The organism is Halalkalibacillus halophilus DSM 18494 (genome assembly GCF_000423105.1).
Classification (GTDB): Bacteria; Bacillota; Bacilli; order Bacillales; family Alkalibacillaceae; genus Halalkalibacillus; species Halalkalibacillus halophilus.
Genome location: NZ_AUHI01000008.1, coordinates 96,193 through 114,872, shown reverse-complemented (window position 1 = coordinate 114,872; position 18,680 = coordinate 96,193). Strand labels below are relative to the sequence as shown.

Annotated in this window: 18 protein-coding genes; 13 read left to right on the top strand and 5 right to left on the bottom strand. The window is 36.7% G+C overall.

Translation table 11 applies throughout. The features are described from left to right. Nucleotides 1–215: 215 nt before the first annotated feature. Nucleotides 216–1,901: a choline dehydrogenase gene (betA, locus tag G532_RS0106285; protein WP_027964036.1), complete on the top strand. Its 1,686-nt coding sequence runs from the start codon at nucleotides 216–218 to the stop codon at nucleotides 1,899–1,901. Nucleotides 1,902–1,978: 77 nt separating this feature from the next. On the opposite strand, the gene G532_RS0106280 is transcribed toward betA, so the two are convergent. After that, entirely contained in the window at nucleotides 1,979–2,278 is a 300-nt protein-coding gene (locus G532_RS0106280; protein ID WP_027964035.1) for a PH domain-containing protein, read from the bottom strand. Nucleotides 2,279–2,310: 32 nt separating this feature from the next. Beyond that, nucleotides 2,311–2,562, bottom strand: a complete 252-nt coding sequence (locus G532_RS14880) for a hypothetical protein (RefSeq protein ID WP_035512640.1) — start codon at nucleotides 2,560–2,562, stop codon at nucleotides 2,311–2,313. A gap of 203 nt (nucleotides 2,563–2,765) precedes the next feature. On the opposite strand from G532_RS14880, the gene G532_RS0106270 reads away from it, so the two are divergent. Further along, complete coding sequence (locus tag G532_RS0106270; RefSeq protein WP_027964034.1) at nucleotides 2,766–3,335, top strand: GNAT family N-acetyltransferase; 570 nt, start codon at nucleotides 2,766–2,768, stop codon at nucleotides 3,333–3,335. 74 nt (nucleotides 3,336–3,409) lie between these two features. On the opposite strand, the gene G532_RS0106265 is transcribed toward G532_RS0106270, so the two are convergent. After that, entirely contained in the window at nucleotides 3,410–3,883 is a 474-nt protein-coding gene (locus G532_RS0106265; RefSeq protein ID WP_027964033.1) for a hypothetical protein, read from the bottom strand. Nucleotides 3,884–4,229: 346 nt separating this feature from the next. Between G532_RS0106265 and G532_RS0106260 the strand changes: the two genes are divergently transcribed. From G532_RS0106260 to G532_RS14875, 8 genes are all read left to right on the top strand, one after another. Next, the gene (locus tag G532_RS0106260; RefSeq protein WP_027964032.1) at nucleotides 4,230–4,712 is read left to right on the top strand and encodes an ArsR/SmtB family transcription factor; all 483 of its coding nucleotides are present in this window, start codon (nucleotides 4,230–4,232) and stop codon (nucleotides 4,710–4,712) included. Continuing rightward, nucleotides 4,709–5,959, top strand: a complete 1,251-nt coding sequence (locus G532_RS0106255) for an MFS transporter (RefSeq protein WP_027964031.1) — start codon at nucleotides 4,709–4,711, stop codon at nucleotides 5,957–5,959. The genes G532_RS0106260 and G532_RS0106255 overlap by 4 nt, the downstream gene beginning before the upstream one ends. A 394-nt stretch (nucleotides 5,960–6,353) precedes the next feature. Next, complete coding sequence (gene abc-f / locus G532_RS0106250) at nucleotides 6,354–7,931, top strand: ribosomal protection-like ABC-F family protein (protein ID WP_027964030.1); 1,578 nt, start codon at nucleotides 6,354–6,356, stop codon at nucleotides 7,929–7,931. A 23-nt stretch (nucleotides 7,932–7,954) separates the two neighbouring features. Then, nucleotides 7,955–8,854, top strand: coding sequence for a cation diffusion facilitator family transporter (locus tag G532_RS0106245; RefSeq protein ID WP_027964029.1), 900 nt, complete (start codon nucleotides 7,955–7,957; stop codon nucleotides 8,852–8,854). 90 nt (nucleotides 8,855–8,944) lie between these two features. Beyond that, nucleotides 8,945–10,399, top strand: coding sequence for a 23S rRNA (uracil(1939)-C(5))-methyltransferase RlmD (gene rlmD / locus G532_RS0106240; RefSeq protein WP_027964028.1), 1,455 nt, complete (start codon nucleotides 8,945–8,947; stop codon nucleotides 10,397–10,399). Between the two features lie 388 nt (nucleotides 10,400–10,787). Further along, nucleotides 10,788–11,900 carry a hypothetical protein gene (locus G532_RS0106235; RefSeq protein WP_027964027.1) on the top strand — a complete coding sequence of 371 codons (1,113 nt, stop codon included), beginning with the start codon at nucleotides 10,788–10,790 and terminating at the stop codon, nucleotides 11,898–11,900. Nucleotides 11,901–12,164: 264 nt separating this feature from the next. Next, on the top strand, nucleotides 12,165–13,637 hold the full coding sequence (locus G532_RS0106230) for a DNA/RNA helicase domain-containing protein (protein WP_245570116.1): 1,473 nt from the start codon (nucleotides 12,165–12,167) through the stop codon (nucleotides 13,635–13,637). A 48-nt stretch (nucleotides 13,638–13,685) separates the two neighbouring features. After that, a complete protein-coding gene (locus G532_RS14875; protein WP_084500592.1) occupies nucleotides 13,686–13,997 on the top strand; it encodes a Fic family protein in 312 nt (103 codons plus the stop codon). A 90-nt stretch (nucleotides 13,998–14,087) separates the two neighbouring features. Here G532_RS14875 and G532_RS0106220 read toward each other — a convergent pair whose 3' ends face one another. Continuing rightward, nucleotides 14,088–15,074: an NAD(P)/FAD-dependent oxidoreductase gene (locus G532_RS0106220; RefSeq protein ID WP_027964025.1), complete on the bottom strand. Its 987-nt coding sequence runs from the start codon at nucleotides 15,072–15,074 to the stop codon at nucleotides 14,088–14,090. Nucleotides 15,075–15,236: 162 nt separating this feature from the next. On the opposite strand from G532_RS0106220, the gene G532_RS0106215 reads away from it, so the two are divergent. From G532_RS0106215 to G532_RS15610, 3 genes are all read left to right on the top strand, one after another. Next, nucleotides 15,237–15,767, top strand: a complete 531-nt coding sequence (locus G532_RS0106215; RefSeq protein ID WP_027964024.1) for a gamma carbonic anhydrase family protein — start codon at nucleotides 15,237–15,239, stop codon at nucleotides 15,765–15,767. A gap of 202 nt (nucleotides 15,768–15,969) precedes the next feature. Continuing rightward, nucleotides 15,970–16,659: a SatD family protein gene (locus tag G532_RS0106210; RefSeq protein ID WP_027964023.1), complete on the top strand. Its 690-nt coding sequence runs from the start codon at nucleotides 15,970–15,972 to the stop codon at nucleotides 16,657–16,659. Nucleotides 16,660–16,673: 14 nt separating this feature from the next. After that, nucleotides 16,674–17,504: a DUF3307 domain-containing protein gene (locus G532_RS15610; protein ID WP_051189083.1), complete on the top strand. Its 831-nt coding sequence runs from the start codon at nucleotides 16,674–16,676 to the stop codon at nucleotides 17,502–17,504. Between the two features lie 262 nt (nucleotides 17,505–17,766). On the opposite strand, the gene paaX is transcribed toward G532_RS15610, so the two are convergent. Then, complete coding sequence (gene paaX / locus G532_RS0106200) at nucleotides 17,767–18,588, bottom strand: phenylacetic acid degradation operon negative regulatory protein PaaX (RefSeq protein WP_027964022.1); 822 nt, start codon at nucleotides 18,586–18,588, stop codon at nucleotides 17,767–17,769. Nucleotides 18,589–18,680: the final 92 nt, after the last annotated feature.

Here is an 18,680-nt window from a genome sequence, read left to right as displayed (position 1 = left end):
TAAAACGGAGCACTCGTATTCTTCGGAATGCGAGTTTTTTATAATGCCATTATCTTAATTTAAGAGAAACATTTTAGGTCGGTTTACATCATAAGGTGGGTATGGTATATTAAAATCATTAAATACGTTAAAAAATAATTTAACAAAATAATTGCAAGTGAGGATGGAAGAATCTTCTCTTTTGCATGCTTTCATATTTTAAGGAGGTTTTTATCATGACAGAAACATATGATTACGTAGTTGTTGGGGGCGGAAGTGCTGGTTCAATCCTCGGCAACCGTTTAAGTGAAGACGGAGAGAAGAGCGTGCTTGTATTAGAAGCGGGGCGTAAAGATTATGCTTGGGATCTATTAATTCAGATGCCAGCAGCGTTGATGTTTCCTTCTGGTAATCGTTTTTATGACTGGAGTTATGAATCAGATCCAGAACCTTATATGGGAGGACGTCGGATCCCTCATGCGCGAGGAAAAGTTCTTGGTGGATCTAGCTCAATAAACGGTATGATTTTCCAACGTGGTAACCCCTTGGATTATGAACGTTGGGGTGCTGATGATGGGATGGAAAATTGGAACTTTGCCAGCTGTCTTCCGTATTTTAAGAAAATGGAGAGTGCGCTAGCTTCTGAAAAGGATGACGAATTCCGTGGTCATGATGGTCCGCTTAAATTGGAGCGCGGCCCGGCTAAGAATCCTTTATTTGAAGCGTTCTTTGATTCGGCAGTAGAAGCTGGATATTCTCGTACGCCAGACGTGAACGGGTATCGCCAAGAAGGATTCGGTCCGTTTGATAAGCATGTATATAATGGTAGACGTTTGTCCGCTTCTCGTGCGTATCTTCACCCAGTGATGAATCGTGAAAATCTCACGGTAACAACAGGTGCGTTCGTTTCAAGTGTGAATTTTGATGGGAAACGTGCAACTGGTGTGACGTATACAAAAGGTGGAAAAACCTATCAAGTGAATGCTGGAGAAGTCGTTCTTGCAGGTGGTGCAATTAATACTCCGCAACTGCTTCAACTTTCAGGTGTTGGTAATGCAGAACATTTACGTTCTTTAGACATTGAACCAGTTGTTGATCTACCTGGTGTAGGCGAAAACTTACAGGACCACTTGGAAACGTATATCCAATATAAGTGTTCCAAACCTGTATCGGAACAGCCAAACTTAAATTATGCAAAAATGCCTTGGATTGGCCTGCAGTGGTTACTAGGTCGTAAAGGTGCAGCCGCTACTAACCACTTTGAAGGTGGCGGATTCGTCCGTTCCAATGAAGATGTAGAATATCCGAACTTGATGTTCCACTTCTTACCTGTGGCCGTTCGTTATGACGGTAAGAAAGCCGACACGAAGCACGGTTTCCAAGTTCACGTTGGACCAATGTATTCCGATGCACGCGGATCACTTAAGATTAAGTCGAAAGATCCAAAAGAACATCCAAGTATGGTGTACAACTACTTATCCACCGAACAAGATCGCCGCGAGTGGATTGAAGCAGTTCGTATTTCACGAGAAATCATGGACCAACCTTCCATGGCACCATATAACGGTGGAGAAATTTCACCTGGAACAGCTGTTCAAACAGACGAAGAAATCCTAGACTGGGTAGCAAAAGATGCAGAAACAGCACTTCACCCATCTTGTACAGCAAAAATGGGACCAGCAACAGACCCAATGGCAGTGGTTGATCCAGAAACAATGAAAGTTCATGGGGTGGAAAACTTACGCGTGGCAGATGCTTCGGCAATGCCATACGTGACAAACGGTAACATCCACGCACCTGTCTTAATGCTTGCAGAAAAAGCAGCAGACTTAATTCAAGGGAAGAAGCCGCTTGCTCCGATTGAGATCGATTATTATCGCCATGGTGTGAGCCCGGCGGACGCAGGGACTGTGAAGAACTAAATTTTAAGATGAATAGAAAGAGCATCAAGTTGTGTGGGCGACTTGATGCTCTATTTTTATGCTTTGCATTTATATGTTTATTGAGTTTTTCTAAGTGAATTAATTTTATCCATCCAACTATCACGGTCTTTAACTACTAGTTTGTATGATTTTCCATCTGTTGTTTTTACATGAAGGCCGTTTGGAACAATAAAAAATGTGTTTCTGGTGGTAACTTCAGTAATATTGCTCAAATCAATCTTAGTCTCACCAGATTGGATATTCATTTTATGTGGGCGATGTATGAGAGCATGGTTCGTTAAATATAAATCTCCACCAACAGCTTCAATCCCTTTGAAAAGATTAGCCACGCCTCCATATACATAGGTTTCTGACATTAGACCACTCCTTTTTAAAAATCAAAGCTAAATTAACTCTTTACCATTACATAATCAAATATTACTCCTGCAAGGATCAGTGTCAACCCAATCGCGACGCTTACTTTCTTTTCGTTAATTTTCGTTTTCTCAAGTATGTATATAGGAATTCCTACTGAAGTTAAGAACTGAATACTGTTTAGTAGATAATTTTCAGTGATGAATATGCTTGAGTAATATTGATAGATTCCTGAAACGAAGCCAAATATAAACAGGATCATCGGTATTCTAAGTTTCCATTTCATTGGCTACCACCACACATTATTTAAACTATTTTTTCCATATTTCTATGATATAATATATGGAAATTAAATCAACTAAAGAATTTAAGTACATAAATGTTTCATTACTAAATGAAGGGTGTGATGGCTTATGGCAAAAACAATAAAAGAGATTCATAACTTATATGTTGTTAGCAGGAACGAAAAAAGCCTAAGGAGATGTTATATTGACAGTAAAAGAGGAAAATTTTGAACTGGTTACTGAGACGGAAAGACTAGTAATCAGGCCGCTGAAAAACACTGATTATGAAAATTGGTATAAAGAATTCTCCAATCGATATCCATCCAAGCATCGTCACGATCAAGGGAAAATGGATATGAGCGAATGCACGAAAGATTGGTTTGAAGGTTTGGTTCATAAACATCGGAAGTTAGCCCATGCTGATACCGCATATGTATTTGGAGTGTTTAGAAAAGAAGATGGTACACATTTAGGTATGGTCGATTTTTCAACATTAGAAAGAGAGGACTTTCAATGGGGAAGACTCGGCTACTCTATTCATAACCAGTATTGGGGAATGGGGTACGGTAAGGAAGCTGTAAGAAAAGGACTGACTATAGGATTTAATGATTTGAAATTCCATCGGTTAGAAGCACATATTAATTTAGATAACGAAGCTTCTATCAATTTAGCTAAGAGTGTTGGATTGAAGTATGAATGTACAAGAGAAAAATTCATCTTTGAGTTCGGTGAGTGGACGGACAATCTTATTTACTATAAAAATTCGATTAAGTAAGTTCATTACTATATAGCTAAAAAGAGCACATTTCAAACGAATGTGCTCTTTCTTTTTTTATTTTATTGTCTTCATTAAGGTTCCTCTACTTCAATTATGAAGCTAGTATAAAGTTCATTTTCAACCTTCACATCAATTTGCCATAATCCAGCATCGTCTTCATCGAATCCAAATTTAGCACCACTGTGCGTATCCCCGGGGAGGGATGTATTATCATTAGGATCAATTCCCCATTCATATAACTCTTTTGTCGTTCCGCTTTCTGTATGTGTAGCCTCCATACTATAAGTTTTTCCTACTAAATCATTGTCACTCCAAAAATAAACACGATAAAGTCTCCCTTGATCACTAGCGATAAACTCTGGTTCATTTTCTTTACCATTTTGTTTAACGATCCCGAACTCTTCTTCTACTCCGTGCATGGTTTGACCATCCACTTCAAATGTCGGGCTTTGCTCTTCAGAGTTAATTTGATCTTCGAAGAAATTACAGCCGGACACCATAAAACCTATAGCAATAATAAACAGAGTTAATATGAATTTCTTCATTTTTATCCTCCTAATCCTACTTAACTAAGATAGCCTCAGTGTATCATAAGTTTCAATATCTGGTATTTAATACCTTTCTAGAAAGTCTAACGATTGATAGAGGAATTTAACAACTGATAGAAAGTGTCTAACGACTGATAGAGGAAATTAACGACTGATAGAAAGTGTCTAACGACTGATAGAGAAAATTAACGTCTGATAGAAAGAGGAAAAAGTTTAAATCAATTAATTTTCTTGAAACTAGTTGCACTTTTATTGAAATAAATGTAAAGTATATATAAATAATGATTTGGATTTATAAATCGATTTAAAAATATAAATCAATCTATATGAAGAAGGTGATCGCATGGACAGAAAAGATTTAGTTAGATCCACGACTATGGAGATCAATTGGGAGCAACAAAAGGTGATTTCAAATCCGCTTCGGTCAAATATAATTGCCTTGCTTTTTGAGCAAGCAATGACACCGAAGCAAACAGCTGATTTATTAGGGAAGAATCCTGGTACGATTTACTATCATATTCAACAGCTTATGAAGCACGACATACTGGAGGTTGAAAGTGTAAATACGGACAAGGGTGTTGTTGAAAAGTATTATAGAGCAAAAGCAATAAACTTTGAGAATCCAGATCAGAAAAAGGATTATGTTGATGGAAGGTCTGTAAACATCTATCTGTCTCAAAAACTTCTTGAACAGTTTAGTGAAGAACTACATGAACTCCTCTTTAAATACGGTCACCTATCTTTTAAAGAAAAAGATTCAGAAGAACAATCGCCATATACTGTCGAATATCAAATTAAGGAATACAAAGAGGAGGAAGGTGAATGATAAAGGTGAAACCATTTGTAGTTGAAAGGAACTTTTTAATTTTGATGACAGGTGTTCTTATTAACAGTATTGGAAGTGGAATTTTCTTAATTGCTGGGATGTTACTTGTTCTTAACTTAAGTGGGAGTGTGTTGTATTCTGGTTTCGCGGTATTTGCCATTTCTTTAGCAAGTACACTGGCATTTTTAATTGCTCCTTTAGCTAACTATGCTAAATATAAAAATGGTTTAGTTTATAGTAACTTGATTAAAGCGATGATATTATTTACGATTCCGCTATTGCATTATACTGTCGGAACCGATGTCTGGTATGTCATTGTAATCTTATTTATTGCAAGTTTATTTAGCCAGTATACATACCCTATTGAATCAACTATTTTACCCGTAATTGTTGGTAAAGGTTATGTTGTGGAAGCAAATACATACTTACAAACCATTCGAGAAGCGATGGATATTGTGTTTATAGCTGTGGCTGGTATTTTAGTGACGTTGATCGGGGCTGTCCCAGCTATAGGGATTACTGCTAGTTGTATATTATTAGTATCGATTCTCTATATCTTCTTCAACTTTAAGCAACCAACTATTGAAAGAGAAAAATCTTCTTCAATGCGTACAGCTATTACAGGATACAAAAACGACTTAAAAGCAGGATTTACATATATAAGCGAATCTTTAATTCCTAAAATGATTGGTTCGATCGTATTTATCAATATAGCTATGGCAATCATGACGACTAATTTACCTGCCTTCTCGCTTATAAAAGGTGACGGTTTAGAAGCAGCGTACGGGTTTTATTTAGCATCACTATCAATAGGTATTATGATTGGCACGCTCATCACCCCCAAAATTAAGCATATAGATTTTGGAAAGTTAATGATTATCGCTTACTTAGCTTCCGGAGTTATGTGGATGGGGACAGCCACTTTACCTTTTATAGCTTCCCTCATTTTATTCAGTTTAGGAGCGATCTCTATCGGAATCCTTAACATACTTGTCTTCTCCTCTATTCAACAACAGGTGGAGACGGAATACATTGGAAGAGTTATTACGGTTTTAACAAGCATGGCCTCGTTAGGTATTCCCCTCGGTGCATTGGTTGGAGGAGCAATAGGGGAGACATTTACACCAGTTTTACCTGTTATGGTTTGTAGCATTTCAATGGTGGTCTTCAGTTTGGTATGGTTAAGCAATTCAGTATTAAGAAAGCTTCCTGATATTGAAAATGTTAATCTTTTTAGTAAGGGGTAATTTACCACTGAATTGGCACCAGTTTTTCCTATAAATAATAAATGTGTTGTATGTAATTACTAGCATTCTACTGAAAATGATTGGAATCTATTTACCAGTTGACATTGTGGAGATAAATAAATAAAATTACAGTTAATTAATGGAAAGCAGGTGAACATTAGGCCAATGAAGTACTAATCCTATTTTAAAGAACAAATGACTATAATTATCCACCCTTATAAGAAGGGCTTTTTGAGGTGGTAATTTATCTTTGTTCAGAATAGGGTTAGTAGGCCTTTAATTTGCTCACTAATATATAGGTCTATCTATGCCTCCTATTCTGAACGTGTAAATTCAAGAATAGGGGCACTTTTTTATGTAAAAGTGCTACGAAATATTAAAGGAGTAGATAGATATGGCATTGATTCGTTTACAAGATGTACGTTGTGAAGTCAGAGATCGGACATTATTCCATATAGATCAAATTACTATACAGGATAAGGACAGAATTGGACTTGTTGGGGCGAATGGGGCGGGTAAGACAACGCTCCTTCGTGTATTGGCTGGATTTGAAGAACCAACTACAGGGTTTGTGGAAAGAAGGACTGAGGTATCATACATCCCTCAGTTGAAGCCTTATAATGAAGAGAAGAGTGGTGGTGAAATATCTCTGGCTACGATCGATGACGCGATGTCTCAGTCAGCGGGTCTTCTGGTAGCAGATGAACCGACAACCCACCTTGACCTAGAAAATGTAGAGAGACTTGAGGAACGTTTAAAAATGTGCAGAGGTGCCTGCATTGTCGTGTCTCATGATCGAAAGTTTTTGGATGAAGTGTGTTCTCAAATATGGGAAATGGAAGATGGGCAGGTTCACATTTATAAGGGAGATTATTCAACTTATCAACAACAAAAAGAGTTGGAGATTAAGCATCATGAAAAAAGGTATGAAAAATATGTTCAAAAACGTAAACAACTAGAAGATGCGATGATTCAAAAAGAAAGGAAGGCTGAAAGGGCTACTTATAAGCCAAAGAGTGTTTCGTCCTCTGAAGCAAGAATAACCGGGGCAAAACCATACTTTGCAAAAAAGCAAAAGAAGCTCCATAGTGGTGTTTCATCCATTCAAACACGACTTGATCAACTAGAAAAAGTTGAAAAGAAGAAAGAGGATCCACCCATTAAAATGGAGCTCATTAATGAAAATCAACTAAAGAATCGGACGATTATAAAAGGGGAAAAGCTAGCCGGTGTGATAGAAGGAAAGAAACTTTGGAATCCAATCGATTTCTCCATTAAAGCAGGTGAAAAAGTTGCGATAATTGGACCTAACGGAGCTGGAAAGACAACCTTTTTAAAAAAGATAATGAGCGAGTCAGAAGAAATTAGAATATCACCTTCTGTATCAATCGGATACTTTAGCCAAATGCTTGAAGTATTAAATGAGGAGGAGGACATACTGACTAATGTTAGAAAAACATCTTCTCAGGATGAATCTTTAATAAGAATTATTTTGGCTCGACTAGGTTTCTTTCGTGGTGAAGTCTTTAAACCAATTCATGTGTTGAGTGGAGGAGAGCGTGTTAAAGTAGCAATAGGTAAGCTGTTAGTAAGTGATGCGAATGTTCTCATTTTAGATGAACCAACAAATTTTTTAGATATTGATGCCGTTGAATCATTAGAATCCTTATTCAAAGATTACCCTGGAACCATCCTTTATGTCTCTCATGACAGGAGATTCTTAGAAAATACAGCTACTAGAATATTTTCCTTTAAAAATGACCATATCACTATTTTTGATGAGGATTATAGAAAATTTATAGAAAGTCAATCCGTATCGACAACTCAGCACTCAAGGTATGAAGAGGAGTTGTTGAGGGTGGAAATGGAAATAACGAATGTCCTTAGTCAATTAAGTATAGAACCAACGGAAGAGCTAGACCAATTATTTCAAGATTTGTTACGTGAGAAAAAGAATTTAGAGAACAAATAAGTAGGGAGTGAACGACATTGTCTATGGTTTCAGAGAATCGGCTACTGATGATTTCTATTTGGGGAGCGGTCTTATTTTCTATAACTGGTGTTGCATTGGGGTTAATCAGTTCTTCTCAAATGGTGTTATTTGATGGGCTGTATTCATTCATCAGTGTCGGATTGTCACTCATGTCTTTACTTGCAGCGAGGTTTATAAATAAAAAAGATCCGGTCCGTTTTCCATATGGAAAGCAAATGATCGAGCCGCTGGTCATCATTGTGAAGTATGCGGCTATTATTATGCTTTGTTTAGGCGCATTGTTTTCAGCTGTTGACGCGCTGATATCTGGTGGACGTGAGACGGCTATTGGAATTGCAACAGCATACGCTTTTTTCGCTACGGTTGCTTGTTTTGGGTACTTTCGATATTTAAATAGTAAGGCTGGGCAATCCGGTTTTGTGAAAGCGGAGGCGAATCAGTGGCGAATGGATTCTATATTGAGTGCTGCAGTTTTTGCTGGATTTATCATTGCACTAATCTTACAGACGGTTGGGGTTGATCGTTTGATCCCGTACGTAGATCCACTGATGGTTGTCATGGCATCTGTTTATTTCTTGAAAGTTCCGTTACTTGGAATGGTGGATGCGTTTAAAGAGGTGCTCGATATGGCGCCGCATGAGGGAATCCAAAGTGATGTGAGCCAAGCAATCGAAAGTGTTGTAAATAACTCAGTGGCAATTGATTATCAGTTAAGGGTATCGAAAGTCGGAGCGGTATTGTTTATTGAGATGGATGTATTAGTTGATGGCGAAACATCATTTTCGATTCAACAACAAGACCGTTTCCGCAGGCGATTAGAAGATACATTAAGTCAGCGTGGTCACCAGCATTGGTTAACTGTAAGCTTCACTGCCGATCGTGATCGCTTATTGGATTCATAGGCTGTCTTGCATAGGACGAATATATTTTACCGTTTACCTTCAGTCATATATAATGAAGTATTAATACTACAAAGAAGTTAGGTCGTGCTTATGACAAATCGTAGACAACGCGAAAATAAACGAATGAAAAAGAATAATAAGAAACAAGCCCAAAAGCAATCTGGACCACCGAAAAACAATTCCCGTCCACCGAAGCCTCAAAAACGTAATGAGAATAAGGTGACTGCTATGGTAACTTGTAAAGAACTTACCAGTGACGGAAAGGGTATTGTGGAATGGGAAGGTAAACAGCTTGAGGTTCCGCACCTATTAACTGGAGAGAAAGCTGAGATTTTGGTTAATGCCAAAGGGCGCTTTGCGAATCCAAAAGTGAAACGTATCATTAAGGCTCACGAAACCCGTGTGACGCCACCTTGTCCGTATTACTATGAGTGTGGAGGTTGCCAGCTTCAGCATATGAGCAACCAGGCTCAAAATGATTTTAAGCAAGATGTCGTTAATAAATTGATGAAACCTTTTGGTAAGCCGAATCCGATCATGACGATGAAGCATCCGTATGATTATCGAAATAAAAGTCACATGACATATGCTATGACAAATGACCGTCAAATCATTGGTGGTCTTTATGCGTCTAATTCTCATAGCATCATTGATATTGACAAATGTCTTATTCAAGACCCACAAGCCGATGACATCGCCCAAACGATTAAACGCATTATGAAAAAGTATAAAATGCAGCCGTATGACGAGGATACCGGCAAAGGATTTTTACGCCATGTCTTGATTAAAGTTGGCAAAGAAAGCGGACAAGTCATGGTCGTCCTTGTTGCTGCCTCGCCAATTTTCACAGGACAGAAAAACTTTGTGAAACTATTACGTGAGAAACACCCTCAAATCTCTACGGTGTTACTCAACATCAATGACCGTGATACGAGCGTGGTGCTTGGAAATCAAGAAAAGGTTCTTTATGGCAAAGGGACAATTACCGATACCCTTGGTGGACTGACGTTTGAGATCTCCTCCAAGTCCTTCTACCAAATCAACCCACCACAAACAGAGAAATTGTACGGCAAAGCGATTGAAATGGCTCAATTGACCGGACAAGAAACCGTCATTGATGCGTATTGTGGAATTGGAACGATTGGATTAATAGCGAGTGAAAAAGCAGGAAACGTCATTGGAGTAGAACAAAATAAAGATGCTGTTGGAGATGCGATTCGTAACTCCAAACGGAATGACATCCAAAACGCACGCTTTTACCAAGGTGACGCCGGCGAGTTCATGACGGAAATGGCTTCTCGTGGTGAAAAAGCGGATGTCGTCATATTGGATCCTCCCAGAAGTGGAAGTGACGAAGCCTTTTTATCAAGTGTAGTGAAATTGAAGCCGAAGCGCGTGGTGTATGTATCTTGTAACCCGGAAACTCAGGCGAGAGACATGAAATACTTAGTTAAGAACGGGTATAAAGTGAAAGAAATCCAGCCAGTGGATATGTTTCCACAGACTTATCATGTGGAGTCGGTTTGTTTGTTGGAGAGGGCTTAATGTAGCCCAACAATAAAGTCTTGAATTGTGAATAAACATTTGTGAAATCGCCCGAAATCATGAGAATAAAGTTTTGTAAGAGAGTATGAAGAAAAGTGGGAAATCCTTATTTATCAGGGGTTTCCCATAATTTTTATACAAGACTATTTTGTTCACAAAATGAAATTTTGAATATTTTTCGAGAAAAGTTGAGAAAATTGGGGGAGTCGCTAAAGACTTTATTTGCAAGCAGATTGAGGAATTTGGGTTTGTGGGCGGGATGAGAATGATTGCATTTTAGGTTGCCACCTGGTAAAAGTGCCTCTTCTTAAATTAACAATTGCAAGAATTTGGTGTTTAATAGAGAGAAATTATAAAATATAATTTGGTAGAAAGTAATGGTGATAGTATGAAGCATTTAATTTACGGTAATGGAGTAACAATACAATTTGGCGGCAGGGATTACACAAACGCAAAAATAATAAAAAGAGCAATTAACAATGTAAACACAAAGGATTTCCCTAAAGAAATCTATCCAAGGGAGATAAAGGAATACTTACTAATTCTACATAAAGAAATTAAGAAAGTTATATATGGTATTTACGATAACTTAGTTTTTACAAATGAACAAAAAGAATCATTGATAAAATTTAAGGAGAGGTATAATAACTTTAACAGCAATACAAAAGTCCATGATGTTGGACTTGAAGACTATTTTTTGATTCACATTTTATTTTGTAACAAGTATCAAATTAATAGTTCGGATCGATATCAATTTAAGGAAGCATTAAGAGTTTTTTTCCTTGATGCAATTTATAATAACGGACAAATCCAAGAACTATATAAAGAATTCTCTTTAGAATTTATTGAGTTTTTAAACAATTTTGATTGTATCTATACTACTAATTATGATTGGAATGTTGAGAAGGTGATTGAGAAAGATATCGAATACATTCACGGTTCTTTCCATACTCTATCAGATATTTATAATCCTGAGAGTTTACGTAATAAATTACCTGATGCTCCTACAAAAAGCATAGATTTATTAATAGAAGACTTTGGTCATCTATATTCGGATGCATTAACTTCATATTCAGGTGAAAATAAAAAATTTAATATTGATACTATGAAGAGTGCTAATAAAGGAATGAATAAATTCATAAGTGGGTTAAAAGAAAAGCCTGAATTAGAAAATGAAATACTAGAGTGGGAAATGGCAGAGAATGAGTTGGTTAGAAATCTTTATCATGCAATAAGAATCAAGCAAAAGGAAAACACTCTTAATTTTAATTATAATAAAGCACTGGAAAATTTCGGGGAAATCCAGGGTGAATTAAACATATTAGGCTTATCTCCTTTCAATGATAATCATATATTTCAAGCTATTCAGAATAACAATAAAATTAAAAGCGTCAATTATTATTTTTTCACAGAAGAAGAAAAATCAAGTATAAGGTCTATATTAGATAACCATAGCTTGAAATTTACTGATGTAAAAAGTTTTTGGAGGGATGTTTGTTGATTTAGGTAAGTTGAAATGGTTACAGTTAAGTAATCATTTTTGAAGTATCGACATTTAACTCTGTATTACGAGTTTACAACTCCTATTTGGTTAAAGTGTCGAATGACAGTGACATGCTTTTTTATTAACAAAATTAATGGTTCCTTCAGGGGTTATGGTTACATAGAAAATGATAGAGCTTCTATCCTAATATTCCAAAAGAGAGGTACTATTAACTATATTTATATGGTAATATATACTAAATAAAGGAATTGAAATGTGTAGGTGAGAATTTTGAAGAAACCCATGGATTTAAACTCTTTAGTAAGCAGTTTTAACTCTTTATCTGAAGAGATTTTTAAAGAACTTTTGGATTTTTTTGATTTTCATTTAAGAAAAGATGAGATAGAACAGGTTTCACTGTTTATAGATAATTTAGATATTGAAGATAAATATTTTGGATATTTTTATTTAGGTTACAAGATACCACAAATAGACAAGGAATTCGACTTACTAAGATTTGGAGAAAACTATATCTTAAATGTTGAAATAAAATCAATATTGAAAGTAGATGACGCAAAGGAACAACTAATTATGAATCGGTACTATTTGGCTTCCTTAGGCAAGAAAATAAAGTCATTTACATATGTCGCAGAAGATAACACTCTCTATCAACTAGACGATGATCAAAACTTTCAACAAATACAATTTGATGTATTTGAAAAAATTTTGACGAGTCAAAAGTTGGAGCACCATTCGAATTTAGATGAATTATTTGAACCATCCGATTATTTGGTGTCACCTTTCAATGATAGTAAAAGGTTCATTAGTGGATCCTATTTTTTGACAAAACAACAACAGGAGTTTAAAGAAGCTATTGTAAATAGTTGTGCAAAATTTACAATCATAGACGGACTTCCAGGAACCGGAAAAACATTATTACTCTACGATTTAGCAAAAGAATTTATTGAGGATTATAATACTGTCATTATTCATACGGGAACCTTAAATATAGGGCATTTGAAATTGAAGCAACAATATCAATGGAACATCATTCCTATAAAAGACTTTAAGGGAATTGAAAACCTCAAACCAGATTTTATTTTTGTTGATGAGACGCAAAGAATGAGACCTTACCAACTAAACTATCTTATTAAATATGTGAATGAAAATGATATTTTTTGCATATTTTCGATAGATCCGAAGCAAATTCTCTCTCTTCAAGAATGGAATTACGATAATAAAAAAACACTTATGACCTTGGAAGGTATTGAAGAATATAAGCTAAGTAAAAAGATTAGAACAAATAAAGAACTTGCCGCTTTTATAAAAGGTTTATTTAACTTAAATTACATGCATTACTGCAATAATACCGATAATATGTCAATTCACTACTTTAATGATATTAGTAAAGCTAGAGGATTTGCAGAGGGCATGGAAACAGAAGGATGGCAGGTCATCGACTATACGGGGGAAAATTGGAACGGTCAGTTAATCGAAAAGATGAGACTACATAGAGGGTTAAATGCGCATGGGGTTTTGGGGCAAGAGTTTGATAAGGTTCTTGTTTTAGTGGGGTCAACATTTTACTATGGTGAAAGTGGTCGTCTTGCTGTTAGAGGAAAAAATCATTATGATCCCGAACGAATGTTTTATCAATCAGTTACCCGTGCAAGAAAACAAATTATGTTGCTTATTGTAAATAATTCAGAATTCATGGCTAGGGTCATTAAGGCAGTGAATAAAAAGAATAATTAGTTGTCTTAGTAACAATTACAGAGTTTTTAGCTAAATGTCGATGAGCAGTTGATTGAATGGTATAATCAGGAAGGAACATCACAGCTACACCCAGTTGAACGTGGAGCTATGTTGCATGCGTTCTTTGTTGGCATTCACCCATTTGTTGATGGAAACGGAAGAGCTTCACGGTTGTTATTAAATCTAGAGTTGATGAAAGCTGGTTTCCCTCCCACAGTGATTAAGGTGGAAAATCGATTAGATTATTATGAAGCATTAGATCGAGCGCATACAAAGAAAGAATATGATTCATTTATTAAGTTGGTTGCTAAAGAAGTCGAAGGTACATTAAGGCTTTATTTGAGTGCAATAGAACAATGAATTTTAAAAAAGCTGAAAGCCCCTGATTCAGATAGTTAATGTTAAAACTATCTGAATCAGGGGCTTTTTAAATCATGTACATATTCAATTTTATGACTTCGCAAACAAGTGCGTACTATGAATATTAAGCTTCGCCTTCGGATCAATCATCGCTTTCGCATGATTGACCGCAATTGGTGCTTCGCCAAATCCGGTGGCGATGAGTTTGGCTTTTCCTTCGTAGGTACATACATCACCTGCTGCAAAGATACCAGGGATGTTGGTTTCCATTTTGGAATTAACGAGAATTGAGTTTTTCTTGACCTCAAGTCCCCAATCTTTAACTGGTCCTAATGAGGTGACGAAGCCGTAGTTCACGAGGACATCGTTCACTTCTAGGAGTTGGGTGGACTCTCCTTTTACTTCTTTTAACACAACCTGTTCAATAGAATCTTCACTTCCCAAGAATTCCCCGACCTCGTATGGGGTAACAACATTGACATTGGACTGTTCGAGCCGCGTGACACTATGCTCGTGTGCCCGAAAATGTGGTCGGCGATGAATCAATGTGACCTCTTTTGCGATTGGTTCTAAAGCAAGGGACCAGTCAACTGCAGAATCTCCTCCTCCACAAACGAGTACACGCCGGTCTTTAAAGTCTTCTAAATTTTTAACAAAGTAGTGTAGATTTTTCCCTTCATAGGAAACAGCTGTGTCTACTTTTAGTTTGCGTGGTTGGAAGGCCCCTGCTCCGGCAGTGATGATGATACTTTTAGAAAAGTGTGAGCCTTTTGTGGTCGTAATTTCAAAGAGGTTTTCTTCTAGTCGCTGAACCTGAAGGACGGATTCTTCTAGGTGGATCGTTGGTGAGAAGGTTTGCGCTTGATCGTATAAGTCATCAACAAGGTCCTGGGCTTTAACACCTTTATAGCCGGCCACATCGTAAATATACTTATCAGGGTAAAGTGCTGATAATTGTCCTCCGACCTGTGGCATGCTATCAATAACATTCACGGACGCCTCTCTCATTCCTGCATAAAACGCGGTAAATAACCCAACTGGACCTGCACCAATAATGGTAATATCATATGTTTTCATATAATACCCTCCCTAAGAGTATAACGATTTAATAACGCTCATTAAATTATATGTTATATAAAAGAATACAAAACTACTTTTTGCCTGTCAACGTATTATGAAATTAAAACGGCTGGCATCTTTTGTGTTATATTAAAAATATAAAATAATAGGAGGGTCCATATGATTTATCGTTATAAGGAACAGACTCCACGAATTCACGATACAGCTTTTATTGCAGACAGTGCACAAGTCATTGGTGATGTTGAAATTGGGGAAGAATCCAGCATTTGGTTCAATGTCACGGTTAGAGGGGACGAGGGGCCAATTCGAATCGGGAAACGGTGTAATATTCAAGAGAATTCTATGGCTCACTTATATGAAAAATTCCCACTAACACTCGAAGATGAAGTATCTGTGGGTCACAATGCGATTGTACATGGATGTACACTAAGAAAAGGTGTCTTGGTTGGCATGGGCACTACGGTTTTAGATGGGGCAGAAATAGGTGAATACTCGATTATTGGCGCGAATAGCTTAGTCTCGCCAGGTAAGAAAATTCCCCCGCGTTCCTTAGTGCTCGGTTCGCCTGGTAAAGTCGTGCGAGAGTTAACGGATCAGGATATGGAAATGATACATGATACAATTGAAACGTATGCGAAGAAGGGGCAAGAGTTTCGAGATAGAGAGGTTTTTGAAGAAGTGAAACGATAAATTCAATAGTAGAAGTCAGCCTACAGGGTTTTCTTTGAAAAGAAATAAAATAACACAGAACAAATGTTCTGTGTTATTTTATTTATATGGATAATGTTTTGACTATATGCTACACTTAAAGTACACCTTTAATAAATGTACTAATTAAAGTACACGTATTTTACGTGAACTATTAGATGTACACGAGAAAGTGGGGTTTGAAATGAGATATTATGCATGTATTGCAATGGATGTAATCAAGTCGAGAACTCTTGATGTAAAAGAGGTAGAGGCGACTCTTCTAACATATAGTGAGAAACTTAATTACCAATTTAAAGACAGTTTGCTCATTCCTTTTGAAGTCAGAAAAGGGGATGAGCTAATTGGGGTTATAAAAGAATTCAATCAAAGCATGCCTATCATTAAAGCAATCGAAAAAATGGTTGAAAATGATAATATATTATCATTTTATATTGGTTGTGGGTTTGGGAGAATTGAAACAAGTAACAAAAGTAATATGGATGTTGCTAACGGAAGCGCTATAGCCAATGCTTTAAAAGCGCGCGATCATTTTGCAAAAGGTAATAAGGTAGAGGCGAGAGTGTGGAGAATGAGCAGCAATCATACGTTTTTTTATTCAGATGAAGTGCCTTATCAGTCTCTTAATAGCCAATATTTTATTATGAGATCCTATACAGATAAAAGAAGTAAAAAGCAAAAACAAATCATTCAAGCGATTGAAGAGAATCCTACAAAAACATATGAAGAAATTGGAGAAAAATTCGGTTATAAATCACCGAAGACCAGTGTGAGTAATCATTTGAAAGCATCGCATTATGAAATAACAAATCAAATCGAACAATCACTTCTTGAACTACTGAAGTACTATCAAGAACAGTTAGAATCAAAGTAAAAGGTGGTTAAATGATGATATATTTTCTGTTGATTCTACTCGGTCATTTTATATCTGATTTCGTTTTACAATCAAATAAAATGATAGATAATCGTTCGCATGAAAAGAGTAAGATTAGACATACCACCTTAATAAAGCATGTGGGGATACATCTAATCGTTTATAACGTACTGCTGCTAGTATGGATACTTGTTTCAGAGAGCTTAACGATTCAATTAATGGGCCAGGTACTTTTTGCTACAATCTTGATTTTGTTACTGCATTACATGATTGATTGGTTGAAGGTTACCGTAAATACAAAGTTTTCGCGTCAACGGGTGAAAGTATTTTCTTTTATCATAGATCAACTTTTACACATTATTGTTATAACCGTTGTTCTTCATAGTGTAAATCTATTAAATATTGATAGTTTTATAGGTTTCACCATTAGTGAAAAAATCATTGCCGTAATAATTTTAATCCTAATAAACACTCTTGTAGCGGGAAGATTTTTAAGTATTGTACTGGAGAAAATTGCGCCTCCTAATTCCAGTGAGCATGTGGTAGAAGAGGAAGTGGATGAAGATCCTACTAGGAAAATAGTTAAGAAATCACGCACGTATTATCCCGATTCCGATTATCAATTAGGAAGGTATATCGGAATGCTTGAACGGATTCTCATATCGATGTTTGTTGTCGCTAACTCGGTGATGGGCGTGACCGTTTTACTCGCGATTAAATCTTTAACTAGATTCAAGCAATTTGAGGATCGTCGCTTCGCAGAATATTATTTGATTGGTACTTTAATTAGTATCATTATAGCCATTGCAATCGGGTACGTAGCACGAATTATTATTATGAGTTAGAGATCCATCTTTCCGTGTGCATCGCATAAATCTTGGCGGCATGTGTTATATTCCTATAGTCCGGTTATTTGAATCTATACTCCCATTATCAGATTCTATACCCCCATTTTAAAATTCTATAGTCCCATTATCGGATTCTATACTCCCTTTAGCAAAAAAAATATATACACATCTCACTTTAAAAGCGACTGCTCGAAAGGAGCAGTCGCTTTTTACTGAAAACAAACTCTTTTTAGTTGTACTTTCCTACACTGCTGTTTGCCTATTCAAAAACAGACTCAAAAAACCGAATCGCAGGTCCGTCCAGCAATTTGTGATAATCAGAGAAAAGCGCTGCAGCTGAGTCGCCCAACCACTGATCTGGCAAAAGCTCCGTGGGTAAATCAGGGTCGACGAATAAAAACTTGCGGTACTCATGCACGAGTGCTGCACACTTCATAAAGCATTCCCCGTCACTGATCTCGCCTTTTTCAATCTTATTCTTATCCAGGTAATATTTTTCACTGTATTCTTTGATGAAATCTGAATACTTTTGGTTGACCTCACTTAAATCCCAACACTTTTCTACTAGGGTTTTAGCGTCACTCATTCCTTCATAGGACGCGTTAAAGAATGATACATAGTCTGCAATATCATATTTTTCAATTAACCGATTAACTTGTTCATCTAATGGGTTTGGAGTGATCCAACAACTGTTGGCAAGCAATCCGAATCCACTCCACACAAGCTCTTTCCTTAGCTCATCCCGCAAATGACGTTCGTCTTCTGGAATGGTATAGATTAAAATTCGCCAGGTGCCGTCCCACGATGGGGATTCAGATTTATAGATTCGTTTGGAAGCTTCATCAATGCGTGCTCGACCTTGGTCTGTTAACGAATAATAGCTTTTATTACCGCGTTTTTCAGATTGTACCCAGCCTTGTTTATGCATGCGAGAGATGGCTGTGCGCACAGATTGGCTATTATGTCCAAATTCTTTAAGTAATTTAATTAAACTACCAATCCAGATCACATCTCCGTAATGCCGTATGTAATCTCCGTATAACGTAAAAATCATCGAACGTGTATTAAACTGTTTATCCATATGTAATTCATTCCTTCATTATCTAGTTGAGTGTAGTGATTATTTTACTACAAAACAAATTAATATTCATGGATTAATTTTACGAAAGGCTT